A 23,549-nucleotide genomic window follows, 5' to 3' on the forward strand; every position below is an offset into this window, starting at 1 on the left:
CGGTCACGACAGCCGGCGGAAGAGCCGCTCGCTGGCCACGGTGATCGGCGTCCACCACAGCCGCATCACCACCAGCACGAGGGTGCCGGCGATGATCATGCCGGCGACGTTGAGCCCCAGCTGGGCCAGCGACCCCCGGATCTCGCCGCCGTCGAGGAAGGCCAGGCCGAGGGCGAGGTTGCCGGCGGCCGGCACGGTGGTGACGCTGATGAACACCCCGACCATGGTGGCGGTCTTCTCGATGGCCAGCGCGAGGGCGCCGGCGGCGCCGGCGACCAGGGCGACGATGAAGGACCACCGGTCGGGGTGCCAGATGAAGCCGGTGTTGGGCCGCTCGCGCACGACCTCCTCGAGCGTGACCAGCCCGGTCGCCCGGGCCAGCACCGCCAGCAGCGTCACGACCACGATCGCGAGCAGGAACGACAGCACGAGCAGCCGCAGCCCGCGGCCGACGAGCCCCCAGCGACCCAGCAGCAGCCCGGCGCAGGTGGCCGCGATGGCGCTGAACTCCGGGCCGACCACCATCGCCCCGATGACCAGCACCGCGGAGTCGGTGATCACGGCGACCGCGGCCAGCACGACCGCGAGCACGAGGAAGACGTGGAAGGACACCGTGGGCACGGCGCCCGCCTCCGCGGCCGCCTCGACCGACTCCCAGATCACGGCGTCGTCGGGATGGCCCGGGGCGGCGCGCTCGAGCCGGTCGGCGGCGTCGAAGGGCGTGCCGGTGGGCGAGGTCACCACGATCCCGCCGCGCTCGCGCAGCCCCAGGCGGGTCAGCTCGCGGATCACCGGTCCGGCCTTCTCCCGCGCCACGTCGGCCTCGACGAGGTCGCCGGCGGGCTCGAGCACGACGCCGCGCTGGAGGGTCACGTTGGTGATCCAGTCGTGGCGGCAGAGGGTCTGGCAGACCGACTCGGTCAGGTCGGCGGGCGTGGTCACGCGCAGGTGGAGCAGCACGCGCCCAGGCTAGAGCGGCCGGCCTCGTCGGCTCCGACGGGCCCGGGTGCGCGCCGGACACGCCGAGCCAGTAGTTCGCGTAACTCACCTAGGTCAGTATGGTTACGCGCATGATGACCGACGCCGGCCTCCCCCAGCCGTCTGGCTGCCAGCCCCTCGACCCCCGCGTGGCGATCGACACCGCGGTCGAGGCGCAGGAGGGGCGGATGTGCGTGCTGCGGGGCACGGCGTGCGTGCACGACGCCACCGTGGCCATCGTCGAGGTGAGCACCGACGGCGGCGAGAGCTGGCACGAGGCCACCCTCACCGGGCCCAACGAGCCGGCCGGCCCCGTCGAGTGGGAGCACCCCTGGGTGCCCGAGGCCCCCGGCGTGCACACCCTGCTCGCCCGGGCCACCGACTCGCGCGGGCGTCGCCACGACGTCGGTCGCGACCGGCTCCGCGTCTCCCCGGCCTGAGGTCGGGGCCCTGGCCGGACCCCTGGCCGGCAGCTCGGGTCAGCCGCTCGGGTCAGCCGCGCCCGGCACCCGCCGGCGGGCGGCAGATGATGGTGTCGGAGGGGATGTAATCGGTGTGGATCTTCTCCTGCTTGACCAGCCGGTCGTCGCCGGGTCGCCGGAAGTAGCGCCACACGTCGACCGAGAAGCCGGAGTAACCGGTGTTGGGCAGGCAGTTCTCGGTGCTCAGGGTCTGCGTGGCCGGGGCGGTGTAGTCGTAGCGCTCGGAGGTCCGGGTGGTGATGTCCCAGGTCTTGGTCGACCAGATCGAGACCGTCAGCACGCCCTGCGACGACGGGGTGCTGTCGGAGAAGGCGGTGTCGACCAGCACGCCGTGGTCGGTGTCGTTGCGGAAGCGCAGGTCGACCGCGCCCCACACGACGGTGGCCTCGCGGCCCACGGGGTAGCGGTCGATGTAGACCGAGTGCGCCTTGTGCTCGACGTCCTCGAGGCCGGCGAAGAAGGCGGCATTGTAGGTCGTGGTCGCCATCTGCGAGACGCCGCCGCCGAGGTCCTCGACGAAGACGCCGTCGCTGATGATGGTGCCGGTGGTGAAGCCGTTCTCGACCGTGCGCTCGCCCACGATGTCGTTGAGGGAGAAGGTCTCGCCCGGCTTCACGACCGTGCCGTCGACGATCTCCGCGGCGCGGCCGATGTTGACGTTGCGGTACTCCGCGTAGGGGAAGTACGTCGTGAACGACGACACCCGCTCGCGGATCCCCAGCGCCCGGGCGTCCTTCGTGGTGAAGTCGGGCCGGGCCACGGTGGCCGCGACGTCGACCTCCCGCCTGCCCTCGCGACGCGTGAGCACGTCGAGGAAGTCGGCGGCGACGTCGTCGGGGTCGTAGGAGACCCCGGGGCGGCCCGGCACGACCTCCGGGCGGCCGTCGACCAGCGCGACGGTGGCGTCGACGGGGTCGTCGGAGGTGGTCATCGAGTCGACCAGCGCGCTCAGCGCCTCGGTGTCGACGCGCGGCTCGAGCTCCCCGTCGACCGGCTCCATCGAGAGCGCCTCGCGGTAGTCGGCCGGCTGCAGCCGCAGCGGCGTGCCGTCGAAGCGCAGCACGACCGAGGCGGAGAGCGCGGGGTTGGCGAAGTCGTCGAGGCCGGCCTGCACGTCGGCGGCGTCGATGTCGGGCTCCACCACGACGGGCTCCAGCTCGACGCTGCGGTCGGCGCGGCGCTCGGCGACGTACGCCGCCTCCATCGCCTCGCGGACCTCCGCGGCGTCGAGGGCACGGCCCTGCTGCGGGGAGACGGTGCTGACGCCCGCGGGACCGAAGACGACCTCGCCGTCGACCGCGGGAGCACCGGCCTCGTCGTCGAGGCGGGTCACCAGCGCGTCCAGCGCGGCGGGGTCGACGTCGACGACGGCCTCGAGGTCGTCGCCGCCGGTGTAGTAGTCCCACAGGCGGCGGGGGTCCCAGGTGCGCTCGCCGCCCGCGGCCTCGACCGAGGCGAGGTGGTCGACCGAGAGCCCCGCGTCGGCGGGGCTGATGCGCAGCGGCTCGGCGTCGGAGCCGGCCACCGAGACCCGCAGCCGGCCGCCCTCGCGCTCGGCGAGGCCCTCCTCGAGGGCGGCGACCGCGTCGGCCTGGGTGCGCCCGCCGATGTCGACGCCCGAGACGGCCGTGCCGCGCGGCACCTTGTCGCCGGCGGTGAGGGCCAGCGCGGCGTAGCCGCCACCGGCGAGCAGGGCCAGCCCGCCGATGACCGCGGCGACGACCTTGCCCCCGCTCCCCTCGCGGTCGGGGCGGGGCGGCTTGGCGTCGTCTCGCGGGCTCACGACCCCCATCCTAAGGAAGGGCCCGCGCCGGGTCAGGATCCCCGGCCCTGGGCGGGCGGCGCGGGGTCGGCCGCGGCGGCGCCCTCCGGGGGCCGAGCACCGGGCTGGTCGTCGGTCCGGTCATCGGGCCGGTCACCGGGCCGGTCATCGGGTCGGGCGCCCCGCGGACGGAGCACCAGGGTGGTCACGTCGGAGACGACGAGGACCACGACGACCAGCCCGAGGCCGAGCAGCAGGTAGCCCGCGACGTCCTGGGCGACGAGGTAGCCCGACCCCGGGGAGCTCTCCAGCACGACGCCGAGCACGACCACCCAGCCCAGCGCCCACGGCGGGCGCGCCCACCACGACCGCGGCAGGGCCCACGCCGTGGCCAGGGTGGCGGCCGCGCCGAGCAGCAGGCCCCACCACAGCGGGTGCACCAGCACGACGGCGGTCGCGGTCGCCGCGCCCACCGCGGCCAGCAGCCCGGCGGCGAGCACGCGCAGCACCAGCCCGACCGGCCCCGGTCGGGCCGCTCGCCCCGGCGCCCGGGGGTGCGCCGGTGCCTCGGCCACCACGGGCGGGGTCAGCCCGCGTCGCCGGCGAGCCCGGCGAAGAGGTCGCTCTCGAGCCCGTCGTCGCCGACCGGGCCCAGCACGCCCTTGACCAGGCGGTAGAACTCCACGCCCCAGGCGGCGGCGCCGACGTTGTTGGACAGCGCGAAGAAGGGCCCGTCGAGGGTGACCTGCGTGGGGTAGGCCCGCAGGGCGTCCATCTTGCGCTCGACGTGGTCCTGGGCGTCGACGGCGCAGGACAGGTCGTCGTCGGCGGTCACGAAGTGCGGCAGCGGGCCGTCGGGGTCCATGCCCTCGAAGGAGGTGGTGTCGCCGGCGTCGCGCAGGGCGCGCAGGCCGGCGCGCATGCGGCTCTCCGACATGGCGCCCCAGTAGACCTTGGCGATGTCCCACGCCGCCCCGAGGTCGGGGCGGTAGGACGGCACGGCCGCGAGCTGCGCGGCGTACATCGCGACGCGGTGGGCCTGGATGTGGTCGGGGTGGCCGTAGCCCCCGAACTCGTCGTAGGTCACCAGCACCTGCGGGCGCACCTCGCGGACCACCTCGACCAGCAGGGTGGCGGCCTCGGTGAGGTCGGCGCGGGAGAAGGCGTTGTCGTGCACGTCGTCGGCGGCGACGGCGTGGCCGTCGGCGTGCCACTGCATGCCGGAGTCGCGGTAGTGCCCGAAGCCGCCGAGCCAGCGGTGGTCGGTGACGCCGAGGGCGGCCATCGCGTCGGCGATCTCGCCGCGGCGGTGCTCGCCGAGGCGGTCCTCCTTGTCGGCGGCGAGGTGCTCGAGCTCGGGCACGAGGATCTCGCCCATCTCGCCGGCGGTGCAGGTGACGAGGGTGACCGAGCGGCCCTGCGCGGCGTACTGCGCCATCGTGGCGCCCTGGCCGATCGTCTCGTCGTCGGGGTGGGCGTGCACGAGGAGCAGCCGCTGCTCGGCGGGCGTGGCGGCGGGCGGCTGCTGGGAGGCGTGGGCGGGCGCTGCGGGCATGGCGAGGATCCTAGGGACGAGGTCCGACAGGGGCGGAGGGCGCCCGGCCGCGGGAGTCCCGCCGCCGTGCACCGCGACCGGCGCACCGGCCGGTCAGTGGCCCCAACACCTCACTGCGGCTTTTTGATCCGCCTCGGCGCGCTCGGCAGGTCCAGCGGCGCCGCGGGCGGCGCGTCGGGGGCCTCGAGGCCCTCGTCGAGCCAGCCGTCGTGCTCGTCGCAGAGCACGTCGAGCACGAAGGCGGGGGCATCGGTGACCACGGCCCAGGGGTGGTCCTCGTCGTCGTCCTCCCCGGCCAGCCGCTCGCGCTCGACGAGGGCGTCGTAGCCGTCGGCGCGCAGCCGGCGCTCCACGGCCCGGGCGTCGTCGTCGGAGAAGAACACCGCGCGCGCCGAGGCCACCGGCGCGGTGAGCAGCACGTGGCGCAGCTCGGGCAGGAAGGGCCGGTCGGGCTCGAGCCAGTCGAGGTCGTCGAGCTCGTCGGGGCCGACCCAGGCCAGCAGGTCGTGCTCGCCCGGCTCGGGCTCGCCGCGCACCAGCCGCGCCGTGGCCACCCGCAGCCTCAGCCCGGGCCGCACCGCGACACCGTCGGCGGGCGCCCCGGCGGCGCCCGCCCCCGGCCCCGTCAGCGGTCGCAGCCACGCCACCACCTCGACCTCGCAGCCCAGCTCCTCGGCGACCTCGCGCACCAGCGCGTCGCCCGGGGTCTCCCCCGCCTCGACCTTGCCGCCCGGCAGCTCCCAGCGTCCCGCCGCCTCCGGCGGAGCCGTACGCCGCGCGGCCAGCACCCGCCCGCCGCGCACGAGCGCCGCGCCCACCACCAGCCGCTCCCGCTGCCCGTCCACGAGCGCGACTCTAGGTCTCCCGTGCACCGGTGGTGCAGGGTGGGCCCATGCTGTCTCGGGGACCTCGTCGCGCGCCTGCCCTGCCGACGCCACCACCGGCCGGCGCCGCGCACGCCCCGGGCCCGGCCCACCCGCAGGTGCCGCTCGTGCCGGCGGCGGCCTTCGTGGTCGTGTGGTCCTCGGGCTACATCGCCGGCCCGCTCGGCGTCGAGGCGGTGGAGCCGATCACGCTGCTGGCGCTGCGCTTCGTGGTGGCCACGCTGCTGCTGGGGGCCTGGGCGCGGTGGCGCCGCGGGCCGATGCGGCTGCCGCGGGGCGTGCTCGTGCGGCTGGGCGCGGTGGGGCTGATGATGAACGGGCTGCAGTTCGTCTTCATGTACCTCGCCTTCGACGTCGGCCTCGGCGCCACCCTCGGCGCGCTGATGCACTCGCTCTCCCCCGTGCTCACCGTCGTGCTCGCCGGCGTGCTGCTGCGCGAGCGGGTCACCCGCGTGCAGGTCGTCGGCCTGGTGGTGGGCGTCGCCGGCGTCGTGACGATCCTCGGCCCCGACGTCGAGGAGGCCGGCGGGGCGGTCGGCCTCACCCTCGGCGTGCTCAGCACCCTCAGCCTCTGCCTCGGCACGCTCGGCCAGCGCTGGACGGCCGCCGCCCCCGGGTCCCCCCGACCGTCCGACTCCCTCGAGGAGGCCGGTGCGGCCGAGTCGGGCGCGACGCCGCCCGGAGGCGCGATCGACCCGGTGTGGGCGGCGGTGGTGCAGTTCGCGGTGTGCGCCGTGCCGCTGGTGGTGCTCGGGCTGCTGCTCGAGGGCACCCGCCCCGTGCACGACCCCGCCGTCGCGGTCGCCACCGTGGCCTACCTCGCGATCGTCAACTCCATCGTCGGCCTGCTGCTGCTCGGCGCCGTCGTGCGCCGCGGCGGCGCCGGCGCCTCGGCCAGCGTCTTCTTCCTCATGCCCCCCGTCACCGCCGTGATGGCCTGGCTCTGCTTCGGTGACACCCTCGACGCCCGCGAGCTCGTCGGCCTGGTCGTCGCCGTCCTCGGTGTCGCCGTCGCCACCCGCTCCGCCCGCCCTCACCCCGACGGTGGTCGAGGAGGGAGCCCCAGCCCCGGTGGTTGCGGAGGGAGCCCCAGCCCCGGTGGTCGAGGAGGGAGCCCCAGCCCCGGTGGTTGAGGAGGGAGCGCCAGCGACCGTCTCGAAACCACTACGCCCGGGGACAGTGGTTTCGAGACGCTCGTCGCTGGCGCTCCTCCCTCCTCAACCACCGGCCCGACGGTGATCGCGAGACGCTCGTCGCTGGCGCTCCTCCCTCTCGACGACCCGTCCCGGTCAGCCCGACCAGGACGACCTGCCAGGCTGGAGCCCCGCCCGTCGACCAGGAGGACCCCGTGACCGACCCCGACCTCTGGCTCACCCCCGGCCGCGACGCGGGCCCCGCGATCGACGCGCTCGTCTCGTCGTACGGCGGGCGGCGCGCGGGTGTCGCGGGACTGGTGGCCGCCCTGCCGCACGAGGGCCGGCGCCTGCGGCGGACCCTGTCGCCGGGTCTCGCGGCGCGACGCTCGTGGACGTGGCAGGGGCCCGACCGGCGCGACCCCCGCTGGTGGCCGCAGGGGGTGACGTCGTCGGCCGACGCCGCGGCGGGGGCGGCCGAGGCGCCGGTGCCGGGACGGGTGCTGATAATCAGCTGGTACGCCAAGACGATGCCCGGCGACCCCACGCCGCCGGGCAACCAGGGCTCGCGGATCAGCGTCGTCGACCTCGAGGCGCGCCGCTACGACCACGTCCTGCTGGTGCGCGCGCAGGCCGACGGGTCGTGGAAGCCGCTGCAGGTGCACGCGGGCGGCATCGCGTGGGTGGGGTCGTGGCTGCACGTCGCCGCCACCGCGAAGGGCTTCTGGAGCGCCCGGGTCGACGACGTCGTCGAGGTGCCGGCCGGTCGCCGCGCGGAGACCTTCGGCCACCGCTGGGTGCTGCCCGTGCGGCGCGGCCACGCCGCCGGCTCGGGTGAGGGCGTCGAGCCGCTGCGCTACTCGTTCCTCTCCGTCGACGCCTCCCCCGCGTCACCCGCGTCACCCGCGTCGTCCGCCGCGCCCGCGGCGGGCCCGGAGCTGGTGGTCGGCGAGTACGCCAGGGGCCGCCGGACCCGGCGCCTGGCCCGCTTCGCCCTCACCCCCGAGGGCGCCCCCGTGGTCGGCGACGACGGACGCGCCCGGCCGCTGTCGGTGCACGACAGCGGGGTGGCCGGCATGCAGGGCGCGGTGGTCTCGCGCGGGCGCTGGCACGTGACGACCTCCCACGGCCCCTGGACCCCGGGCACCCTGGTCACCGGCGCCTCTCCCGACGCCGCCGACCCCTGGCGGCCCCGACGCTGGGCGACCCCGATGGGTCCGGAGGACCTCGCCGTCTGGCCCGGCGACACCCCCGCCGACGACCGGCTCTGGACCGTCACCGAGCACCCCCGCCGCCGCTGGATCTGCGAGCTGCGCGTGCCCCGCTGACGCCCGCGCCCGCAGGCGGCTCAGGCCCCGCGCGGCACCATCGCGAGCTGGCGCGCCTGGGCCACGAGGCGCCCGGAGGAGTCCCAGACCTCGCAGTCCTCCTCGAACATGCCGCCCGCGAGGTTGCGGGTGGCGTGGCGCACCTTGAGCCAGCCAGGGGCGGGCCGGGCGCGCACGTGGGCGGTGAGCTCGACGGTGGGGGCCCAGCCCATGAGCCCGAGGTCGAAGGTCACCGGCGGCAGGGCGTCGACGACGAGCAGCAGCGAGAGCGGGTCGGGCTCGCGGTCGTCGTGCAGGCGGAACCACGCGGCGATCTCCCCGCGGCGGCTCGGCGCGCCGACCGCCCAGCCGGCGCTCTCGGGGGCGAAGCGCATGTCGAAGCGCTCCATCAGCGGCGCCATCGCGCGCACCTCGGGCGGGGCGTCGGTGTTGCGCACGCACTGCTCCAGCGGCGGGAGCTCGGGCTCGACGGCGGTGGTGCGCACGTCGTCGGTGGCGCGGGCGAGGTCGCCGTAGGTGGCCAGCGCGGTGATGCGGGTCTGCCCGTCCTGCACGAGGTCGGCGGCGACGGTGGCGACGCGGCCGCCGTCGCGGCGTACGGCGACCTGGGCCTCGGCCGGCCCCGCGGTCGCGGCGGAGAGGTAGTAGGCGCTGATGACCAGCGGGTCGGGCTTGCCGCGCTCGGCCAGCTCGGCGCGCACGGCGGTGCCGAGGGTGGCCAGCAGGTAGCCGCCGTTGAGGCCGCCCCCGACCTTCCACCCGGCGGCGAGGTCGGCGGCGTAGCGCCCCTCGCCCTGCGCCGTGACGGCGGTCTGCGTGTCGAACTCGGAGGTCGGGGGGAGGCCTGCGGTCATGGCCGGACGCTACCGCCCGCCGCCGACCCTCCCGCGCCCGCGGTCGTGCGGCACGATGGTCGCGTGCCCGCGTCCGCCTCCCCCGCTCCCGGCGAGAGCCCCCGTGGGCAGGAGCGCCCGCGCCGCCCCGCGTGGGTCTACGGCGAGGGCCAGGAGCCCGACCCGCGCTACGTCCTCGCCAACGAGCGCACCTTCCTCGCCTGGGTGCGCACCTCGCTGGCCCTGCTCGCCGGCGGCGTCGCGCTGTCGTCGCTGGGGGTGCCGGAGCCGACGTGGCTGCGGCTGACCCTCGTCGTGGTGCTGGTGCTCCTCGGCGGGCTGACCACCGCGGTCGCGCTGGCCCGCTGGGCGCGCGTCGAGCGCGCGATGCGCACCGGCCGCCCCCTGCCCGCCTTCGGCCTGGGCCTGCTGATGACCGCCGCCGTCGTCGGCGTCTCGCTGCTCCTCGCCGTCGTGGTCCTGCTCAGCGCCTGACCGCGCCGTGGTCGAGGAGGCAGCGCCAGCGGCCCCGGTGGTTGAGGAGGTAGCGCCAGCGACCGTCTCGAAACCACCCCCGGTGGTCGAGGAGGCAGCGTTACCCGGCCCCGGTGGTTGAGGAGGGAGCGCCAGCGACCGTCTCGAAACCACCCCCGGTCGTCGAGGAGGCAGCGCCACCCGCCCCCGGTGGTTGAGGAGGGAGCGCCAGCGACCGTCTCGAAACCACGCCCGCCGACCGGTCGGCGCGTCACCCCGTCAGCTCGGCGCTGCCCATCACCGACTCGACGCGCTCCTGCGCCTCGGCGTCGGAGACGCTGCGGTCGAGCTCGAAGACGACGTAGACCTGCAGCTCGCCCGAGGTCGTGCCGAAGACCTCGGCCGTCGTGCCCAGGCCGGTGCCACCGTCGGCGGAGCCCGCGAGGTGCCACCACCGCGTCCCGGCGTACTCCACCGGCTGCTGCGACTCGAGGTCGGGTCCGTAGGGCGCGGTCTCGCGGAAGATGTCGGCCTGCTCGCGCAGCGTGCTGCCGTAGGACGGGATGGAGGCGATCTGCATCGCGTCGGTGGTCGCGCCGGAGAAGCCGACCTGCACCAGGTCGTCGCTGATCGGCTCGACCGTCGTGCCCTCGGGGGCGTTGACGCTCAGGCCGGGGATCTCGACCCGCTCGCCGGTGGCGGGATCGTCGGTCGGATCGGAGTCAGCCGAGGGCGGCCCCGAGGATGCGCCGGTCGGACCAGCCGAGGACGTCGAAGACTGCGCCGTGTCCACAGGGTCGTCCTCAGAGCCGCCCCCACACCCCGAGACCAGTACGCCGCAGCAGGAGACGACCGCAGCAGCGGCCAGGCGGTACGACCTCATGCCCCCACCCTCCCCCGGGCGCAGCGGCGTCACACCTCAGCCGAGCTCGACGCTCCCCATCACCGACTCGATCCGCTCCTGAGCGTCGGCCCGGCTGGTGCCCTGCGGGATGCCGAACTCCACGTAGACGACGTACTCCCCCGTGCTGGTGCCGAACGACTCCACCCGGTCGCCCAGGCCGGCCGGCCCGGCGAGGTGCCACCAGCGCTGTCCGACGTACTCCACCGGCGCCAGCACGGTGGGCGGGGTCGGGAAGCGCGAGGTCTCGGCGGCGGTCTGGGCCAGCTCGCGCAGCGACCCGCCGTAGTCGGGGATCGACCCGGCGTTGACGAAGGACCCGTCGGCGTAGTCGGCGCTGATCAGCCCCTCGCCCAGCTCCTGGGGCTTCGCACCCTGGGGCGCGACGACGGAGATCCCCTCGATCCGCAGCTCGGTGCCGGCGGGCGCCTCGGACTCCGAGGGCTCCGAGGGCTCCGAGGGCTCCGAGGGCTCCGCCGGGGCGCTGGTGGAGCCCGCGGAGCCGGCGTCGGTGGGGGACGCCGCCGCGGTCGAGGACGGGTCGGGATCGTCTCCCGAGCCGTTGTCGGAGCACGCGACGCCGGTCATCGCGACGGCAGCGGCGGTCAGGGACAGCAGGACGGTGCGCGCACGGGACAGCATGGCCACAGCGTGCCAGACCCCCCACGGGCGCAGCCGCCCGCGGGAGGCCCTGCCGGCCGAGGGAGCGCACGCGGGGCGGACGACTTATGTCGAGGACGTTAGAAGTCGCAGCGCGAGGGGAAGGAGCGTCTCGGCCACACCCTGAGCCCACGACACCTCGACTGTCCCAGGAGGACGCGCTCATGAGCGACACCACGCCACTGCCAGGGCTCGTAGGTGCCCTGCAGGAGCTCATCATCGACTACGGCGTCATCGAGGGCATCCTCGACGAGCTGAGCACGGGCGAGGGAGACCTCAGCTCCACCGACCTGGACTGGGCGGCCGGGTCGTCGTTCGGCTCGCTGCCGCGAGGCACCGAGCTCAGCGGACACGCCGACAAGGCCAAGGACTACCTCCGCGACAGCCTGGTGGACCTCCGGCAGGCGATGAACATCTACATCGAGGCGGTCCAGACGTTCCGCGACGGGACCAACACGACCGACACGCACTCCGCGGAGGCCCTGGCGCAGATCCAGAGCAGCACCGACGCGGTGGAAGCGATCAACCAGAACCTGGAGAACCGATGAAGGGCACCGAGCGGACGCGCCTCGACCAGGCCGTCGACCAGTCGAGCGACGACGCCATCACCAACGGCGTCACGGCGTGGGAGAACGTCTCCGAGGTGCTCAACAGGGTGGCCATCCACCTCGCGACGGCCGCCCAGAACGGGGTGGACATCGGAGGCGAGACCGGTCCCGCCATGTTCAACGCCCTCAGTGCCTCCGCCGACCGCATGCGCGAGCGTGGCACGGAGGCCTTCCGCGGCAAGCTGGCGCTCGAGATGGCCAAGGACGGCGTGATCAAGGCCCGCGAGGCCCGCGACAAGATCGACACCGAGCTGCCGTCCCTGACGCCGATCACCTACACGCCCGACCCGGAGAAGACCCAGGCGGAGAACGACCAGGCCAAGACCACGGCCGACAACTCCGCGACCCTGGCGGCTCAACGCGAGCAGGCCCGCGAGCAGCGCGCCCGCGAGATCGCGGACCAGATGGAGGCCGACTACGACGAGCCGATCACCATCTTCAAGGACATCCACAAGATCCCCGACCCCGAGCCCCTCCCCGGCACGAGGAACGGCGGCGGTGGCGGCGGCGACAACCCCTACGGCGACGGCTCCGGCGGAGGCGGCGGGGGCAACAGCACGTGGCGCCCCGACGAGGGCGGCCGGATCGACCGCGATCCCGATCGTGACCGCGACCCGGATCGTGACCGCGACCCGATCATCGACCCGGTCGACCCCGAGGAGCCCAAGCCCCCGATCATCACCGAGCCGCCGATCACCGGCGAGCCGGAGGTCCCCGACGGCACCGACCCCGACATCGGTGACCCCGGCTCCTGGACCGACGGCGGCGCGTCGGGCACGGGCACCGGCGGCTCGGGCGGCAGCACGGGCGGCGGCTTCCCCGGCGGTGTCGCGGGCGGCGTGGCCGCCGGCGCCATCGGGGGCGGCGCGCTCCTGGGCGGCATCAAGAGCGGCGCCTTCAGCGGCCTGACCGGCTCGCTCTCCAACGCCGCCACGAAGGCCGGCGCCATCGGCGCGTCGGCCCGCACGGGCGCCTCGGGCGCCCTGGGCCGCGGCGCGGCGGTCGCTCCCGGCTCTACGGGCGGAGCCCGTACGGCGGGCGCCGCCGGTGCGGGCGGTCGTGGCGGCAGCCGCAGCGGGGCCCGTGGGGCCGCGCGCGGTGGCACCGGCGCCGGGGGCCGCGGGGCCGGCGGTCGCGGCGTGGCCGGGGCCGGCGGTGGCGCCGGGCGCGGCAGCAAGGACAAGAAGAAGGGCGCCGGCGGCGAGGACTTCTGGGACGACGGCCAGGACTGGATCGACGACGAGGACTCCGGCACCACGGTGCTGAAGTAGCACTCGGCCATCTTGGTCGAGAAGAGAACGTCGGCCCCCACCTCAGGGTGAGGGCCGACGTTCTTTATCTAGGCCGGTCCCCTATCGCGACTCGCAGACCAGCGGGTTGCGCAGAGGGTGGCCAGGAGTCCGCTCCGCCCCGTTGTCGACGAGTGCGAGCTCCTCGGGTCCCACCGAGCCCGTCTGGAGAGCGAGCGCTTGGAGGAACGTGACCATGGACGCCTCGTAGGTGTCGATCGCTCGGCCCAGCCCGTTGCGCTCCCCGCAGATGAGGGTGACGTTGTACGTGCTGGTCCAGTCGATCAGACGGTCACCGACGTCGCGGCCCATGTCGCCCGGGTCGGCCTGCATCGCGTCATGCCCCGCTCCGCCGTAGATGGTGTCGACACCGTTGACGGTGGCGACCCGGCCGTCGGTGTCCTGCACCGGTGCGGCAGCGGTCCACAGCGGAGTGAAGCGGCTCATGATCTTGGCGTCGACGAAGTCGTCACCCGATCCTCCGAAGAGTCGGTCGTGGTTGATGCCGCCCCAGACTGCGTCGTCTCCCGAACCTGCGAACGCCACGTCGTCGCCGTCTCCGGAGTTGACCACGTCGTTGCCGGCCCCGCCGTGGACGGAATCGTTGCCGACACCTCCGAGGAGGAGATCCGCGCCGCCGGTGCCCGGCTGGGTCGTCGTGACCACGCGGACCAGCGATCCAGTGGGTCGCACAGTCTCGCTGACGAATCCGGTGCGGTCCGACAGCACCGCGTTGGTGCGTCCGAACGCGTTCGCCGGCGTGGGCACATCGATGCCCTGGTCGCCGATCAGCGCGTCCTCACCTGAGCCGCCGTCGAGCACATCACCCTCCACGACCTTGCCCGACCAGATCTGCTGGAGGCGGGTGGTGCCGGTCGCATCGAACTGACCGTAGAGGTCGTCGTCGCCCGCCCCACCGATGAGAGTGTCGCTTCCGGCCCACACGCCGGGTGCGGAGTCACCCATGGCGACGTGCCTCACCACCCGACTGCCACCCGCTCCACCGAGGATGGTCGTGCCAGCGGCGTCACGCGTGATCCGACCGTTGTCGCCGAGGACCACGTCGGGCCCGTCGCCGCCGTCGATCGTGTCGTTGCCGTCGACCATGGCGGACGCAGAGGCGTCCGTCGAGCTCGTCGGCTTCACCAGCAACCGGTCTGAAGCGCTCGACGAGTCGATGACTGCCCCAGTAGAGGTCGAGCCCCCGCCGATGAGGTCGTCCTCTCCCAGGCCACCAGAAATGGTGTCTCCACCGGGGCCGCCCTCGACGTAGTCGTCGCCGTCGCCGCCGGCGACGGTGTCGTCCCCAAGCTGCGCGAAGAGCAGGTCCTTTCCGGTGTCGCCGGCCAGGGTGTCCGAGCCCCCCAGGCCAGACGCGACCCGACCGTCGGCGCGGTCCGTGTCGAAGAGGACCACTGATCGGTAGGTCGTCCCATCGGCGCGTGTGTCGTCACGGCGGATCACACGTGCGTTGTCACCTGCGAGGACGTCGTCACCCTCGCCACCGTTGAGGCTGTCCGCCCCGTCGAGCTGGCCGTTCGCGAATCGTGTCGGAACGATGACCCCGTCGCGCGAGGAGCTACCACCGGTCAGCGCATCGTCGCCGAGCTCGCCGAAGAGGGCATCGTTGCCGGCGCCTCCCTCGAGCCCGTCGTAGCCGTCGCCGCCGCGCAGCTCGTCGTCGCCGCCCTGGCCGAAGACGAGGTCGTCGCCGACGCCGCCGCCGAGGCGGTCGGGGCCGTAGGTGGAGACCGGGGCAGTGCCGCCGATGGCGGGGTAGTTGAGCAGGGTGACCTTGGCGGGGTCGGCCGTGGTGCCTGCGCCCGTGACGGTGCCGTTGTCGCCGAGGACGAGGTCGTTGCCCTCGCCGCCGTCGACGGTGTCGGTGGAGACCCCGTCGTAGGAGCCGGCCGCCCACGACCCGCCGATGAGGTGGTCGTCGCCGGCCTCGCCGAAGAGCGTGTCGCCGCCGGCTGCGCCCTCGACGGCGTCGATACCGTCGCCGCCGTAGACGGTGTCGTTGCCGCCCTGGCCGAGCAGCAGGTCGTCCTGACCGTTGCCGTAGAGCGTGTCGGCGCCCGAGACGGCCGTGGCCGGGGCCTGGGTCGTGGCGGTGTCGTAGAGCGTGATGCCCACGGTCGGACGGATCCGTGCCCACCAGGTGCGCGCGGCCGCGGCGTTCTGCGACGGCGGCACGAGCTTGGCGTTGTCGCCGGCCAGGATGTCCTGGCCCTCGATCTCGTCCACGCCCTCGTCGCCGACGAGGGTGTCGGCGCCGTCGGCCTGCCCCGCACCGGAGCGGTTGAGGGTCAACGGCCCGGAGGTCGAGGATCCACCGACGAGGAGGTCGGCACCGTCGTCGCCCTGCACGAGGTCGGCGCCGTTGCCACCCTCGACGTTGTCGTCGTCGGGCCCACCGAAGACCTGGTCGTCGCCGGCCTGGCCGAAGACCCAGTCGGAGGCGTAGCCGCCGTAGAGCTTGTCGTTGTCACCCGAGGCCGGGGTGGCCAGGAGGGTGGCGTCGACGCCGTCGACGATCGAGCCGGAGACTCCGGGCTTGAAGGCCAGGGCGGCGTTGCCGCCCGCGACCACGTCGACGCTGCCGTCTCCGAGCACCTCGTCGGCGCCGTCGGCCACGCCGGCGGTGTCGCTGCCGCCGGCGAGGAGGTCGGTGCCGGAGCTGCCGCGCACGACGTCGTTGCCGGCGTCGCCGTAGAGGATGTCGCCGTCGGCGTCGCCGGAGACCAGGTCGTTGCCAGCGTCGCCGTGGAGCAGGTCGGCGCCGTCGCCACCGCGCACGAAGTCGTCGCCGACGCCGCCACGGATCTTGGTCTCGTCGCCCTCGCCGGCGTCGACGAAGTCGCCTCCGGCGCCGCCGTCGAGCTCGTCGGTGCCTTCGCCACCAAGCACGCAGTCGCCGTCGCCGGTGGCGCCGGTGAGGCCGGCGAGCTCCACGGTCCCGGTGTCGCCGAGCACGGCGCCGCCTGCCGGCCGGCCCTCGACCTTGCCGTTGCCGTCGAGGTCGGCGCGCCCGTCGCTGAACACGATTCCGGAGAGGACCCCGGAGTAGCGTCCGCCGCCGGCGGCCATCACGTAGCCGTCGGTGACCTGCAGACCCTCGAGCTGACCGTCGTCCTCGGCCGTGCCGGAGAGGTCGCCGTTGAGGTCGACCATACCGACCACGATGCTCGTGGACGGGCGGCACACGATGGAGCGACCGGCGCCCAGCGGAGCCGACGGGTCGGCGGGCTCGCCCTTGACCACGTCGTCCCCGGCGTCGCCCACGAGCAGGTCGCTGCCCGTGCCGCCGGCGAGGGTGTCGTCACCCTCGCCACCGCGGGCCAGGTCGTCCCCGGCGTCGCCGGAGAGCGTGTCGGTGCCGGCGGAGCCGTAGATGCGGTCCCGACCGTCGCCACCACGGACGAGGTCGTCGCCCTGGTCGTCGATCAGCACGTCGGAGCCGTCGCCGTCGAGGAGGTCGTCCCCGCCGCGCCCGCAGACGATGTCGGAGTCGCCACCCCCGGAGAGGGTGTCCGGGCCGGCACCGCCGAGCACGTAGTCACGGGCGTCGCCGCCGGTGACGGAGTCGACCCCGCCGTCGCTGGCCGCCCCCTGCTCCCCGCAGGACTCCAGGACCGCGCTCTCCGTCGGGAGCGCCACGGTGAGCACGGAGACGTTGTTGTCGATGATCTGCGTGCCGCTCGCGGAGCTCACGGTGATCGTGACGCTCTGGTCGCGTCGGATGCCTGCGGTGTCGTAGGCGCCGCCGACCGTGAGGTCGGACCCGTCGCCGCCGTTGACGGTGTCGGAGCCGTTGCCGCCGACGAGGACGTCGCCGGAGTCGACCAGGGCCGCGATCGCGGCGTCGTCGTCGGTCGGGAAGAGCGAGTCGACGTCCATGCCGAGGCCGCCCTCGACGACGTCGTTGCCGTCGCCGCCCTTGACCTCGTCGGTCGAGGGGCCGCCGCTGGTGCGGTCGTCGCCCGCGCCGCCGTCTACGTCGTCGCGACCGGCACCGCCGTCGAGGATGTCGTTGCCGGACTCGTCGCTCACCGTGTCCTCGCCGTCGCCGGCGTCGACGGTGTCGTTGCCCGAGCCGCCGGTGACGGTGTCGGCACCACCGCCGGTGACGACGGCGTCGTTTCCGGCGCCACCGTTGACGACGGCCTGTGTCGTGACCGGCACAGTCGTGACCTTGGTGGATCCGCCGTCGGTGCTCAGCAGCTGTCCGGGGTAGAGCCGCACGATGTCGTTGCCACTGCCGGCGTCGGCGAGGATCCGCCCGCTGGCGGGCACGTCGTACTCCTGCACGATGTTGAAGGCGGTCACCTCCACCCGGGTCGGGCTGAGCTGGCGCACGGTGAACTTCTCGTTCTGCTGGCTGGTGTAGACCTTGCGCTCGCCGGCGTATGAGTCTCCGATCAGCAGGCGCAGGTCGTTGCCGACCCGCTTGGCGAGCACGGGCTCCTCGGTGGCGCAGTTGAACTCGAAGAGGGTGATGCGGGGGCTGCGGACGATGTCGAACTCCTCCTCGATGGAGAAGAGGAAGAGGTCGATGCTGAAGTAGAACTGCAGGAAGAAGACGATCCCCGACGAGACGTTGAAGGCGCAGCTGGGACCGGCGCTCGCCCCGATGAACTCGTCGGTGTAGATCTTGCCGCTGCCGTCGGGGTCGAAGGCGTCCAGGCCCAGGTCGAGCACGACGCCGCCCTTGATGCCGGCCTCGGCGAAGCCGATGCTGACCGCGGCGCCGGCCTCGACGGTGAAGGTGAGCTCGATCTCGGGGACGTCGTCGCCCTCCTCGAGGTCGTCGATGTAGAAGCCGTCCTTGAAGACCGACCCACCGCCGGTGAGCTGGTCGGTGGCGCCGGGGTCGATGGCCTCGATCTTCTGGGTCAGCCCGCGGGTGTCGAAGCCGAAGGCCATGCGGCCGTCGATGCCGATCTCGCCGCCGATGGAGGCGCTGACCGGCACGGGGCCGACCATGAAGGGGCCGAAGCTGCGCGAGACGCCGACGTTGAAGCCGAGGTGGCCGAGGTCGACGTAGAGCAGGGTGGCGTCGCCCTCGCCGAGCAGCAGGTTGTAGACCTGCTCGGAGTCCTGCAGCACGGGCACGCTGATGCTGGGCAGGTCGAAGTAGGCCTCGCTCGAGACCTCGGTGACGGTCTTGGGCTTCTCCTGCTCCTCCTCGGCGGGCACCTCGGCGCCCTCCTCGCCCTTCTTCTCGTCCTCGTCCTCGACGTCGCAGGCCGACTCGGCGCCGACGTTGCTCTTGCTGCTCTTCTCGGTCTTGGTGGAGCCGTCGTCGAGCTTCTCCACCGCGGTGGACGAGCAGGAGCCGACCTTGAGGGACTCGGCGTCCATCTCGAAGCTGCCGCCCTCGTCGATGCTGCTCAGGCTGACCAGCTCGGGCTCGTCCTTGAGCTCGGGCAGGTTGCCGACGAGCTGCTGGAAGGCGATGAGGTTGGTGATGAGGCCGAGGTTGGGGTAGCGCTTGACCAGGATCGAGAGCATCGAGACAGGCCCTGCTCCGACCAGGGTGGCGAGGTCGTTGATGACCGGGATCGGTGCGCTGAGCGTCTCCACGACCGGGTTGAGCGGGGCCAGCCACTGGCGGGCCTTGCCGAAGCCCTCGCCGACGGCCTTGTAGAAGGTCGTGGCGTCGAGGTAGGTGTTGTCGAAGGACAGGTCGGAGAACTCCCCGTCCTCCCAGGTCAGCGAGATGGCCCCGACGGTGTCGAAGAAGCCGAGCTCGCCTGCGAAGGACTCGGAGTAGACGTCGAGGCCTCCGGTGCCGGCGGCCGAGGTCGTGAAGCCGAGCTCGCGGTCGTAGATGGAGGGCAGGTAGACCCGCCCGTCGTTGCCGTTGGCGTCGGCGGCGTCGATCTCGACCGCCACGTCGGCCTGCAGGCCGGTGCCGCCGAGGTCGACGAGCACGCTCGGCATCGTGCCGACCACGGCGTCGATGCATCGGGCAGCGGTCGGGGCGGGCACGGAGCCGGCTCCGGCCTCCGCCTCCCAGTAGGAGGCACGCGTCCAGGCGTGGCAGCTGTCGTCGGTGCGCGCGGGCAGCCGTGCCTCGACGGTCGCGGTCAGCGGAGTGGAGGTGTCGGGCAGCTGCAGGTAGGGGCCGGTGCCCTTCTGGATGCCGACGGTGACCGAGAGGTCCCAGTCGACGGTGGTGACGACCTCGCCGACGGTGTCGATCGAGACACCGGGCAGGCCGGCGTCGAAGGCGACGGGCTCCCCGATGACGGTGCCGCTCAGCGCCAGGGGAGCCGAGATCGAGGTGACGTCGGAGACCTTCGACGACGACGTGCACGAGCTGGTGCAGCGCAGGGTCACGTCGACGGGGGCGAGGGTGGTCTCGGGGGTGTCGTCGATGCCGTTCAGGGCGTCCTCGACGGCGGTCTCGAGGGTGCTGGCGTCGGCGGTGGTGGCGATGTCGGTGACCGACTCGACGTCGAGGGCCTGGCGGGCCGCGCCGCTGAAGGCACGGACGGCGGCCGGGATGTCGGCGGCGGCGTCGAGGTCGGCGCCGACCAGCGGCATCGTCACCCCGGCGAGCTCGCCGTCGAGGGAGTCGCCCAGGGTGCGGTCGAAGCCGCTGAGGGCGTCGACCAGGAACTGCGTGGCGAGCGGCTGGTTGGCCAGGTCGGCACCGGTGCCGCCGGAGCTGTCGGTGGCCTTGAGGTCGAGCCGCACCGTGTCGGAGCCGTCGAGCGGCACCGTCGCGCAGGCGGCGACGTCGGCGCCCCCGGCGTTGCCGGGGCACTGCTGGGCCGAGCCGGCGAGGGCACGGTCCTGGGTCAGGGAGTCTCGGAAGTCGGCGAGCGGCACGAGGGCCTCGGTGCTGCCGGACTCGGTGGTGACGGTGACGCCGATGCGCAGGTCGGAGCCGGTGGCGCCGACGGTCAGCGCGGCCGAGCCGTACTCGGCGTCCTTGCCGCCCAGGGCGGCGACGTCGGCAGAGGCGACGTCGGTGACGGTCTCGACGGTGCGGGTGTCGGAGCCGACGAACGAGGTGGCGGTGGCCAGGTCGACGGTGAGGTCGACGGTGGCGCTCGACTCCGAGCCGAGGAGGACCTGGGCGGGCTTGCGGACCCCGTCGTCGTCGACGGCGTCGGTCACGATGCGCAGCTGGCTCTCACCGGCGGCCAGGCGCAGCGGCACGCTGTCCCTCTGGTCGCTCTCGCTGCGGGTGGTGGCGAAGCTGAGACGGTCGCCGTCGAGGCCGAAGGTCGCCTCGGTGCCCGGCGCGATCGCCGGGATGGCGGCGGCGAAGGCCTGCAGGGTCGAGACGTCCTGGGTGTCGGCGGGCGCCGCCGTGCCGGTGGCCGAGCCCTGGAGCCCGAGCAGCACGGCGTTGAGGCCCTGGCGGGCGCGGTTGAGCTCGGAGGGCACGACGTCGAGCAGCGGCAGCGTCTGGTCGGCGCCGAGCTCGGGGGCGGGCGAGGCGAAGGACAGCAGCACCGCGGCGTAGTCGTCGATGAGCTTGTCGCGCAGCGCCTCGGGGTCGCCGTTGATCACGTAGGGGTGGCCGGCGGTGAAGCCGACCTCGGCCAGCGGACCGTCGGTGCAGGTCACGGTGGTGGCGGTGTCGACGGTGAACTGCGTGCAGATGCTCGCGGTCGGGTCGGTGGGCGCCAGGTCGTAGAGCTGACGGTTGACCACGCGGTCCTCGGCGGCGGTGTCGTCGGTGACGCCGAACTGCGTGTAGAAGTCGGCGGTCTCGTCGACCAGGGTGGCGCCGTCGGAGGTCTCCCCCATGGTGCCGTTGCGCGAGGGCACGAGGTCGAGCAGGCGCAGGTCGTCGTAGGCGCCGCCGGTCGTGACCGTGGGCAGGGCGCCGGCGGCCAGGGTGGCCCAGGTGGCGTCGATGGTGCCGTCGGAACCGACCAGGCGCTCCCCGGCCCCGCCGCCGGTGGCGATGGTCGGCGCGTCGGCGACGTCGAGGGAGGCGGTGGCGCTCAGGGCGACCGAGCCCTCGGGCTCGGCGACCACGGTGCTCTGGCCGTCGTCGAGGAGATCGGCGACGGGGAGCGCGTCGGCCACCTGGCCGTACTCGAGGTCGACCGTGCCGGTGGGCACGGTGACGCGGGCAGCAGGCTGCCCGGCGGCCTGGGTGAGGTCGTAGTCGGTGACGTCGACGTCGACCTTGAGGAAGCCGATGCGAGCGGCCATGGCGGTGTCGCCGTCGAGGCCGGCGTCGACCGATCCGATCTCCCACAGCTTGCCGTCGGCCCCGGGCTTCAGGTAGGCCACGGGGACCTGGTCGGCCTCGGCGAGACTCGGCTGGTCGCCCTCCTCGAGGGGGGCGGGGTCGACGAGACCGAGACCGAAGGTGGCCTCGAGGTAGCGCCCGGCGGTGGCGACCGTGGCGGCGCCCGCGGGCGGCTCGACGGCGCCGGGGGCGTCGCCGGTCTTCGGGCAGGAGCGCACGCCGTCGGCGACGAGGGCCTGGCAGAGACCGGTGAGCCCCGTGAGCGGCGCGAGGCTGCCGCTGCCGCCGGTGAGCACGTCGACGCTGCGGGAGGCGGCGTCGTCCTGGCGGACGGCCACCTCGAGGGCGCGGGTGTCGGGGGCGTAGGACACGGTGCCGTCGAGGCCGAGGTCGCCGATGGCGCGACCCAGCTCCTGGATCGAGCCGGTGACGGTGCGCGCGGTGCGCTTCTCGCCGTTGCTGACGAAGCTCGTGGTGAGGACGGGGAAGCCGCCGCCGCCGGTGACCTCGACGTTGTCGGTGGGGGCGGTGCCGACGGTGGCGCCGGTGACCCCGGTGATGGCGACCGAGGGATCGGGCGAGTCCCAGGTGACGGTGGCGCCGTCGTCGACGCTCACCCCGGTGGTCGTGGCCTGGCAGTACTGCACCTGACCGGGGCGAGGGGCGCCGCTCGGCGGGTTGGTGTCGGCGGCGCCGCAGGTGATGGTCGCGGTGGCCTGCTGGCTGAGCAGCTCGATGAGGTCGTCGGCCGGTGAGTACAGATCGGACAGGTTCGCGTCGAGCAGGGGCAGCTCGGCGTCGGCGGCACCCTCGGCGCTGCGCAGGGCAGTGGCGTACTGGGTGAAGCCGGTGAGTGCCTGGGTGCGGGTCAGGGCGGTGAGCTGCTCGAGGGAGGTCTCGCGGGTGATGACGGGCGTCGCGTAGGGCGTCTCGGCGTCGGCGGCACGGGTGCCGACGCTGACGTCGCCGTGCGGGCCACCGTCGAGAAGGTCGCTGGTGAGCGAGACGTCCATCGAGACGTCGTCGGCGCCGGGGAGCCGGCGGGTCGCGAACATCTCGGCGGGGTCGCTGAGCTGGAGGTCCTCGGTGGTCAGCGCACCGCGGCCGTTGGGGTCGCGCAGCCGCAGGACGGTGGTGGTGTCGATGCGACCGGCGCCCTGGGCCGCGAGCTCGACGAACCCGTCGCGCACGGTGAAGGGGGCGATCGGGAGGTCCTGGCCGGTCTCCGCGCCACTGCCGGCCGGGCGGGTCCAGACGTGCGTGGTGAGCTCCGACTGGCCCACCACCGAGAACTCGCGCAGGTCCTCGGCGGAGTCGTCGAAGCGGAGGCGGACCTGGCCGGTGAGACGGCCGGTGGCCTCGCCGCTCAGCTCGGCGGCTCCGAACTGCATGCGGTCGTCGGCGTAGGTCAGCGCGACGGGGGCGGTGCCGGTGAGGTCGATGTCGAGGAGCCACTCGATGCTGTCGGCGGGGGCGCTGGACAGTGGTGTCACGGCGCGCATCTCCAGCGCGGGATCGGCGGAGATGACGTCGTCGATGGTGTCGAGCGTGGCGTTCTTGTTCAGCACGGCCGCGGTGACCCGGCGTCCCAGTGCGGTGTCGAGCTGGAGCACGTCGCGCACCGAGAGGTCGGTCAGCGGGAAGCTGTCGGCGAGCGCCGGCTGCTGGGCCGCGGCGCCGAGGGCGTTGCCCAGGCCGAGCAGGCCGATCACGACGTCGGAGGCCGAGGTCGAACCGACCGGCGGGGCCGCCTGGGACGGACTGACCGACAGGGTCGCCGCGGCGACGGCGAGCGCTGTGGGAGCAGCGACGACCCCCAGCAGACGACGGGAGCGACGCAGGACAGCAGGACGGGAAGCACGCACGAGGAACTCCGGACTCACACGGCCGGGGCAACCCCCTGTTGCGCACACTCGGCCAGGAGAACCTCACCACGTCCCCACCCGACTGGCCCATAGTCGATTCGAGCCTGAGAGAACAGTAAAAACGGATGGTTCTCAGCGAATCGGCGGACAGTTCGCGCGCCACCAGGTAGGGGCTTCCGGCCCTTCTCCGCGCCACGTTCGTCGGTACTGCTCGCGCGCTCATGGCTCAGGCTGACGGCGGCTCGGACGTGGTCGGTGGTGTCAGCGAAGAGCACCCCGGGACCGACCATGACGTCGATTCGACGCAGGCCAGTCGTCCCACCGGCCGGCCGACGCAATGGCGATGGCACGGGGGTGCTTCACCCATGGACCGCGGCGGACGAAATGCCCACCGGGGCGACACACATCGTGTGTCGCCCCGGTGCGGCAGCAGACCGACCTGAGTGGCCTAGGGTGGACAGGCGGTCCGGACCATTCTCAAGCAGCGGCAACAGAGAATGGCCCGGACCGCGTCTGTGTCTCCCGGCTCAGTGGATGCAGCTGTGATGGAGAGGTGTGGGGCCCGAGCGAGCC

At 73.9% G+C, this 23,549-nt stretch carries 15 protein-coding genes; 6 read left to right on the plus strand and 9 right to left on the minus strand.

What is annotated here, in order from left to right:
- Positions 1–3: 3 nt before the first annotated feature.
- Positions 4–960 carry a DUF389 domain-containing protein gene (locus ASF50_RS12730; protein WP_056862272.1) on the minus strand — a complete coding sequence of 319 codons (957 nt, stop codon included), beginning with the start codon at positions 958–960 and terminating at the stop codon, positions 4–6.
- Between the two features lie 110 nt (positions 961–1,070).
- Between ASF50_RS12730 and ASF50_RS12735 the strand changes: the two genes are divergently transcribed.
- On the plus strand, positions 1,071–1,418 hold the full coding sequence (locus tag ASF50_RS12735) for a hypothetical protein (protein WP_056904673.1): 348 nt from the start codon (positions 1,071–1,073) through the stop codon (positions 1,416–1,418).
- A 52-nt stretch (positions 1,419–1,470) separates the two neighbouring features.
- Here the strand turns inward: ASF50_RS12735 and ASF50_RS12740 are convergent, their stop codons facing one another.
- The 4 genes from ASF50_RS12740 to ASF50_RS12755 form a co-directional block, all read right to left on the minus strand.
- Positions 1,471–3,243 carry a VanW family protein gene (locus ASF50_RS12740; RefSeq protein WP_056904674.1) on the minus strand — a complete coding sequence of 591 codons (1,773 nt, stop codon included), beginning with the start codon at positions 3,241–3,243 and terminating at the stop codon, positions 1,471–1,473.
- 32 nt (positions 3,244–3,275) lie between these two features.
- Entirely contained in the window at positions 3,276–3,731 is a 456-nt protein-coding gene (locus ASF50_RS12745; protein ID WP_056904675.1) for a hypothetical protein, read from the minus strand.
- A 77-nt stretch (positions 3,732–3,808) separates the two neighbouring features.
- Positions 3,809–4,777: an N-acetyl-1-D-myo-inositol-2-amino-2-deoxy-alpha-D-glucopyranoside deacetylase gene (gene mshB / locus ASF50_RS12750; protein WP_056904676.1), complete on the minus strand. Its 969-nt coding sequence runs from the start codon at positions 4,775–4,777 to the stop codon at positions 3,809–3,811.
- A gap of 110 nt (positions 4,778–4,887) precedes the next feature.
- Positions 4,888–5,622, minus strand: coding sequence for a (deoxy)nucleoside triphosphate pyrophosphohydrolase (locus tag ASF50_RS12755; RefSeq protein ID WP_056904677.1), 735 nt, complete (start codon positions 5,620–5,622; stop codon positions 4,888–4,890).
- Between the two features lie 47 nt (positions 5,623–5,669).
- Here ASF50_RS12755 and ASF50_RS12760 point away from each other — a divergent pair, with 47 nt between their 5' ends.
- Positions 5,670–6,794, plus strand: coding sequence for a DMT family transporter (locus tag ASF50_RS12760; RefSeq protein WP_156718266.1), 1,125 nt, complete (start codon positions 5,670–5,672; stop codon positions 6,792–6,794).
- Positions 6,795–7,009: 215 nt separating this feature from the next.
- Complete coding sequence (locus ASF50_RS12765; RefSeq protein ID WP_056904679.1) at positions 7,010–8,122, plus strand: hypothetical protein; 1,113 nt, start codon at positions 7,010–7,012, stop codon at positions 8,120–8,122.
- Positions 8,123–8,142: 20 nt separating this feature from the next.
- Here the strand turns inward: ASF50_RS12765 and ASF50_RS12770 are convergent, their stop codons facing one another.
- Positions 8,143–8,976, minus strand: coding sequence for a thioesterase family protein (locus ASF50_RS12770; RefSeq protein WP_056904680.1), 834 nt, complete (start codon positions 8,974–8,976; stop codon positions 8,143–8,145).
- Positions 8,977–9,039: 63 nt separating this feature from the next.
- On the opposite strand from ASF50_RS12770, the gene ASF50_RS19920 reads away from it, so the two are divergent.
- Positions 9,040–9,450 carry a YidH family protein gene (locus ASF50_RS19920; protein WP_056862263.1) on the plus strand — a complete coding sequence of 137 codons (411 nt, stop codon included), beginning with the start codon at positions 9,040–9,042 and terminating at the stop codon, positions 9,448–9,450.
- A gap of 250 nt (positions 9,451–9,700) precedes the next feature.
- Here ASF50_RS19920 and ASF50_RS12780 read toward each other — a convergent pair whose 3' ends face one another.
- A complete protein-coding gene (locus tag ASF50_RS12780; protein WP_056904681.1) occupies positions 9,701–10,222 on the minus strand; it encodes a hypothetical protein in 522 nt (173 codons plus the stop codon).
- A gap of 126 nt (positions 10,223–10,348) precedes the next feature.
- Positions 10,349–10,972: a hypothetical protein gene (locus tag ASF50_RS12785; protein WP_156718267.1), complete on the minus strand. Its 624-nt coding sequence runs from the start codon at positions 10,970–10,972 to the stop codon at positions 10,349–10,351.
- A gap of 182 nt (positions 10,973–11,154) precedes the next feature.
- Here ASF50_RS12785 and ASF50_RS12790 point away from each other — a divergent pair, with 182 nt between their 5' ends.
- Both ASF50_RS12790 and ASF50_RS12795 read left to right on the plus strand, forming a co-directional pair.
- Positions 11,155–11,538, plus strand: a complete 384-nt coding sequence (locus ASF50_RS12790) for a hypothetical protein (RefSeq protein ID WP_056904683.1) — start codon at positions 11,155–11,157, stop codon at positions 11,536–11,538.
- Positions 11,535–12,869, plus strand: a complete 1,335-nt coding sequence (locus ASF50_RS12795; RefSeq protein ID WP_056904684.1) for a hypothetical protein — start codon at positions 11,535–11,537, stop codon at positions 12,867–12,869. Before ASF50_RS12790 ends, ASF50_RS12795 begins: the two co-directional genes overlap by 4 nt.
- A gap of 81 nt (positions 12,870–12,950) precedes the next feature.
- On the opposite strand, the gene ASF50_RS12800 is transcribed toward ASF50_RS12795, so the two are convergent.
- On the minus strand, positions 12,951–22,976 hold the full coding sequence (locus tag ASF50_RS12800) for a hypothetical protein (protein ID WP_156718268.1): 10,026 nt from the start codon (positions 22,974–22,976) through the stop codon (positions 12,951–12,953).
- Between the last annotated feature and the right edge of the window lie 573 nt (positions 22,977–23,549).

This window comes from Nocardioides sp. Leaf307 (assembly GCF_001423135.1).
Classification (GTDB): domain Bacteria; phylum Actinomycetota; class Actinomycetes; order Propionibacteriales; family Nocardioidaceae; genus Nocardioides; species Nocardioides kribbensis.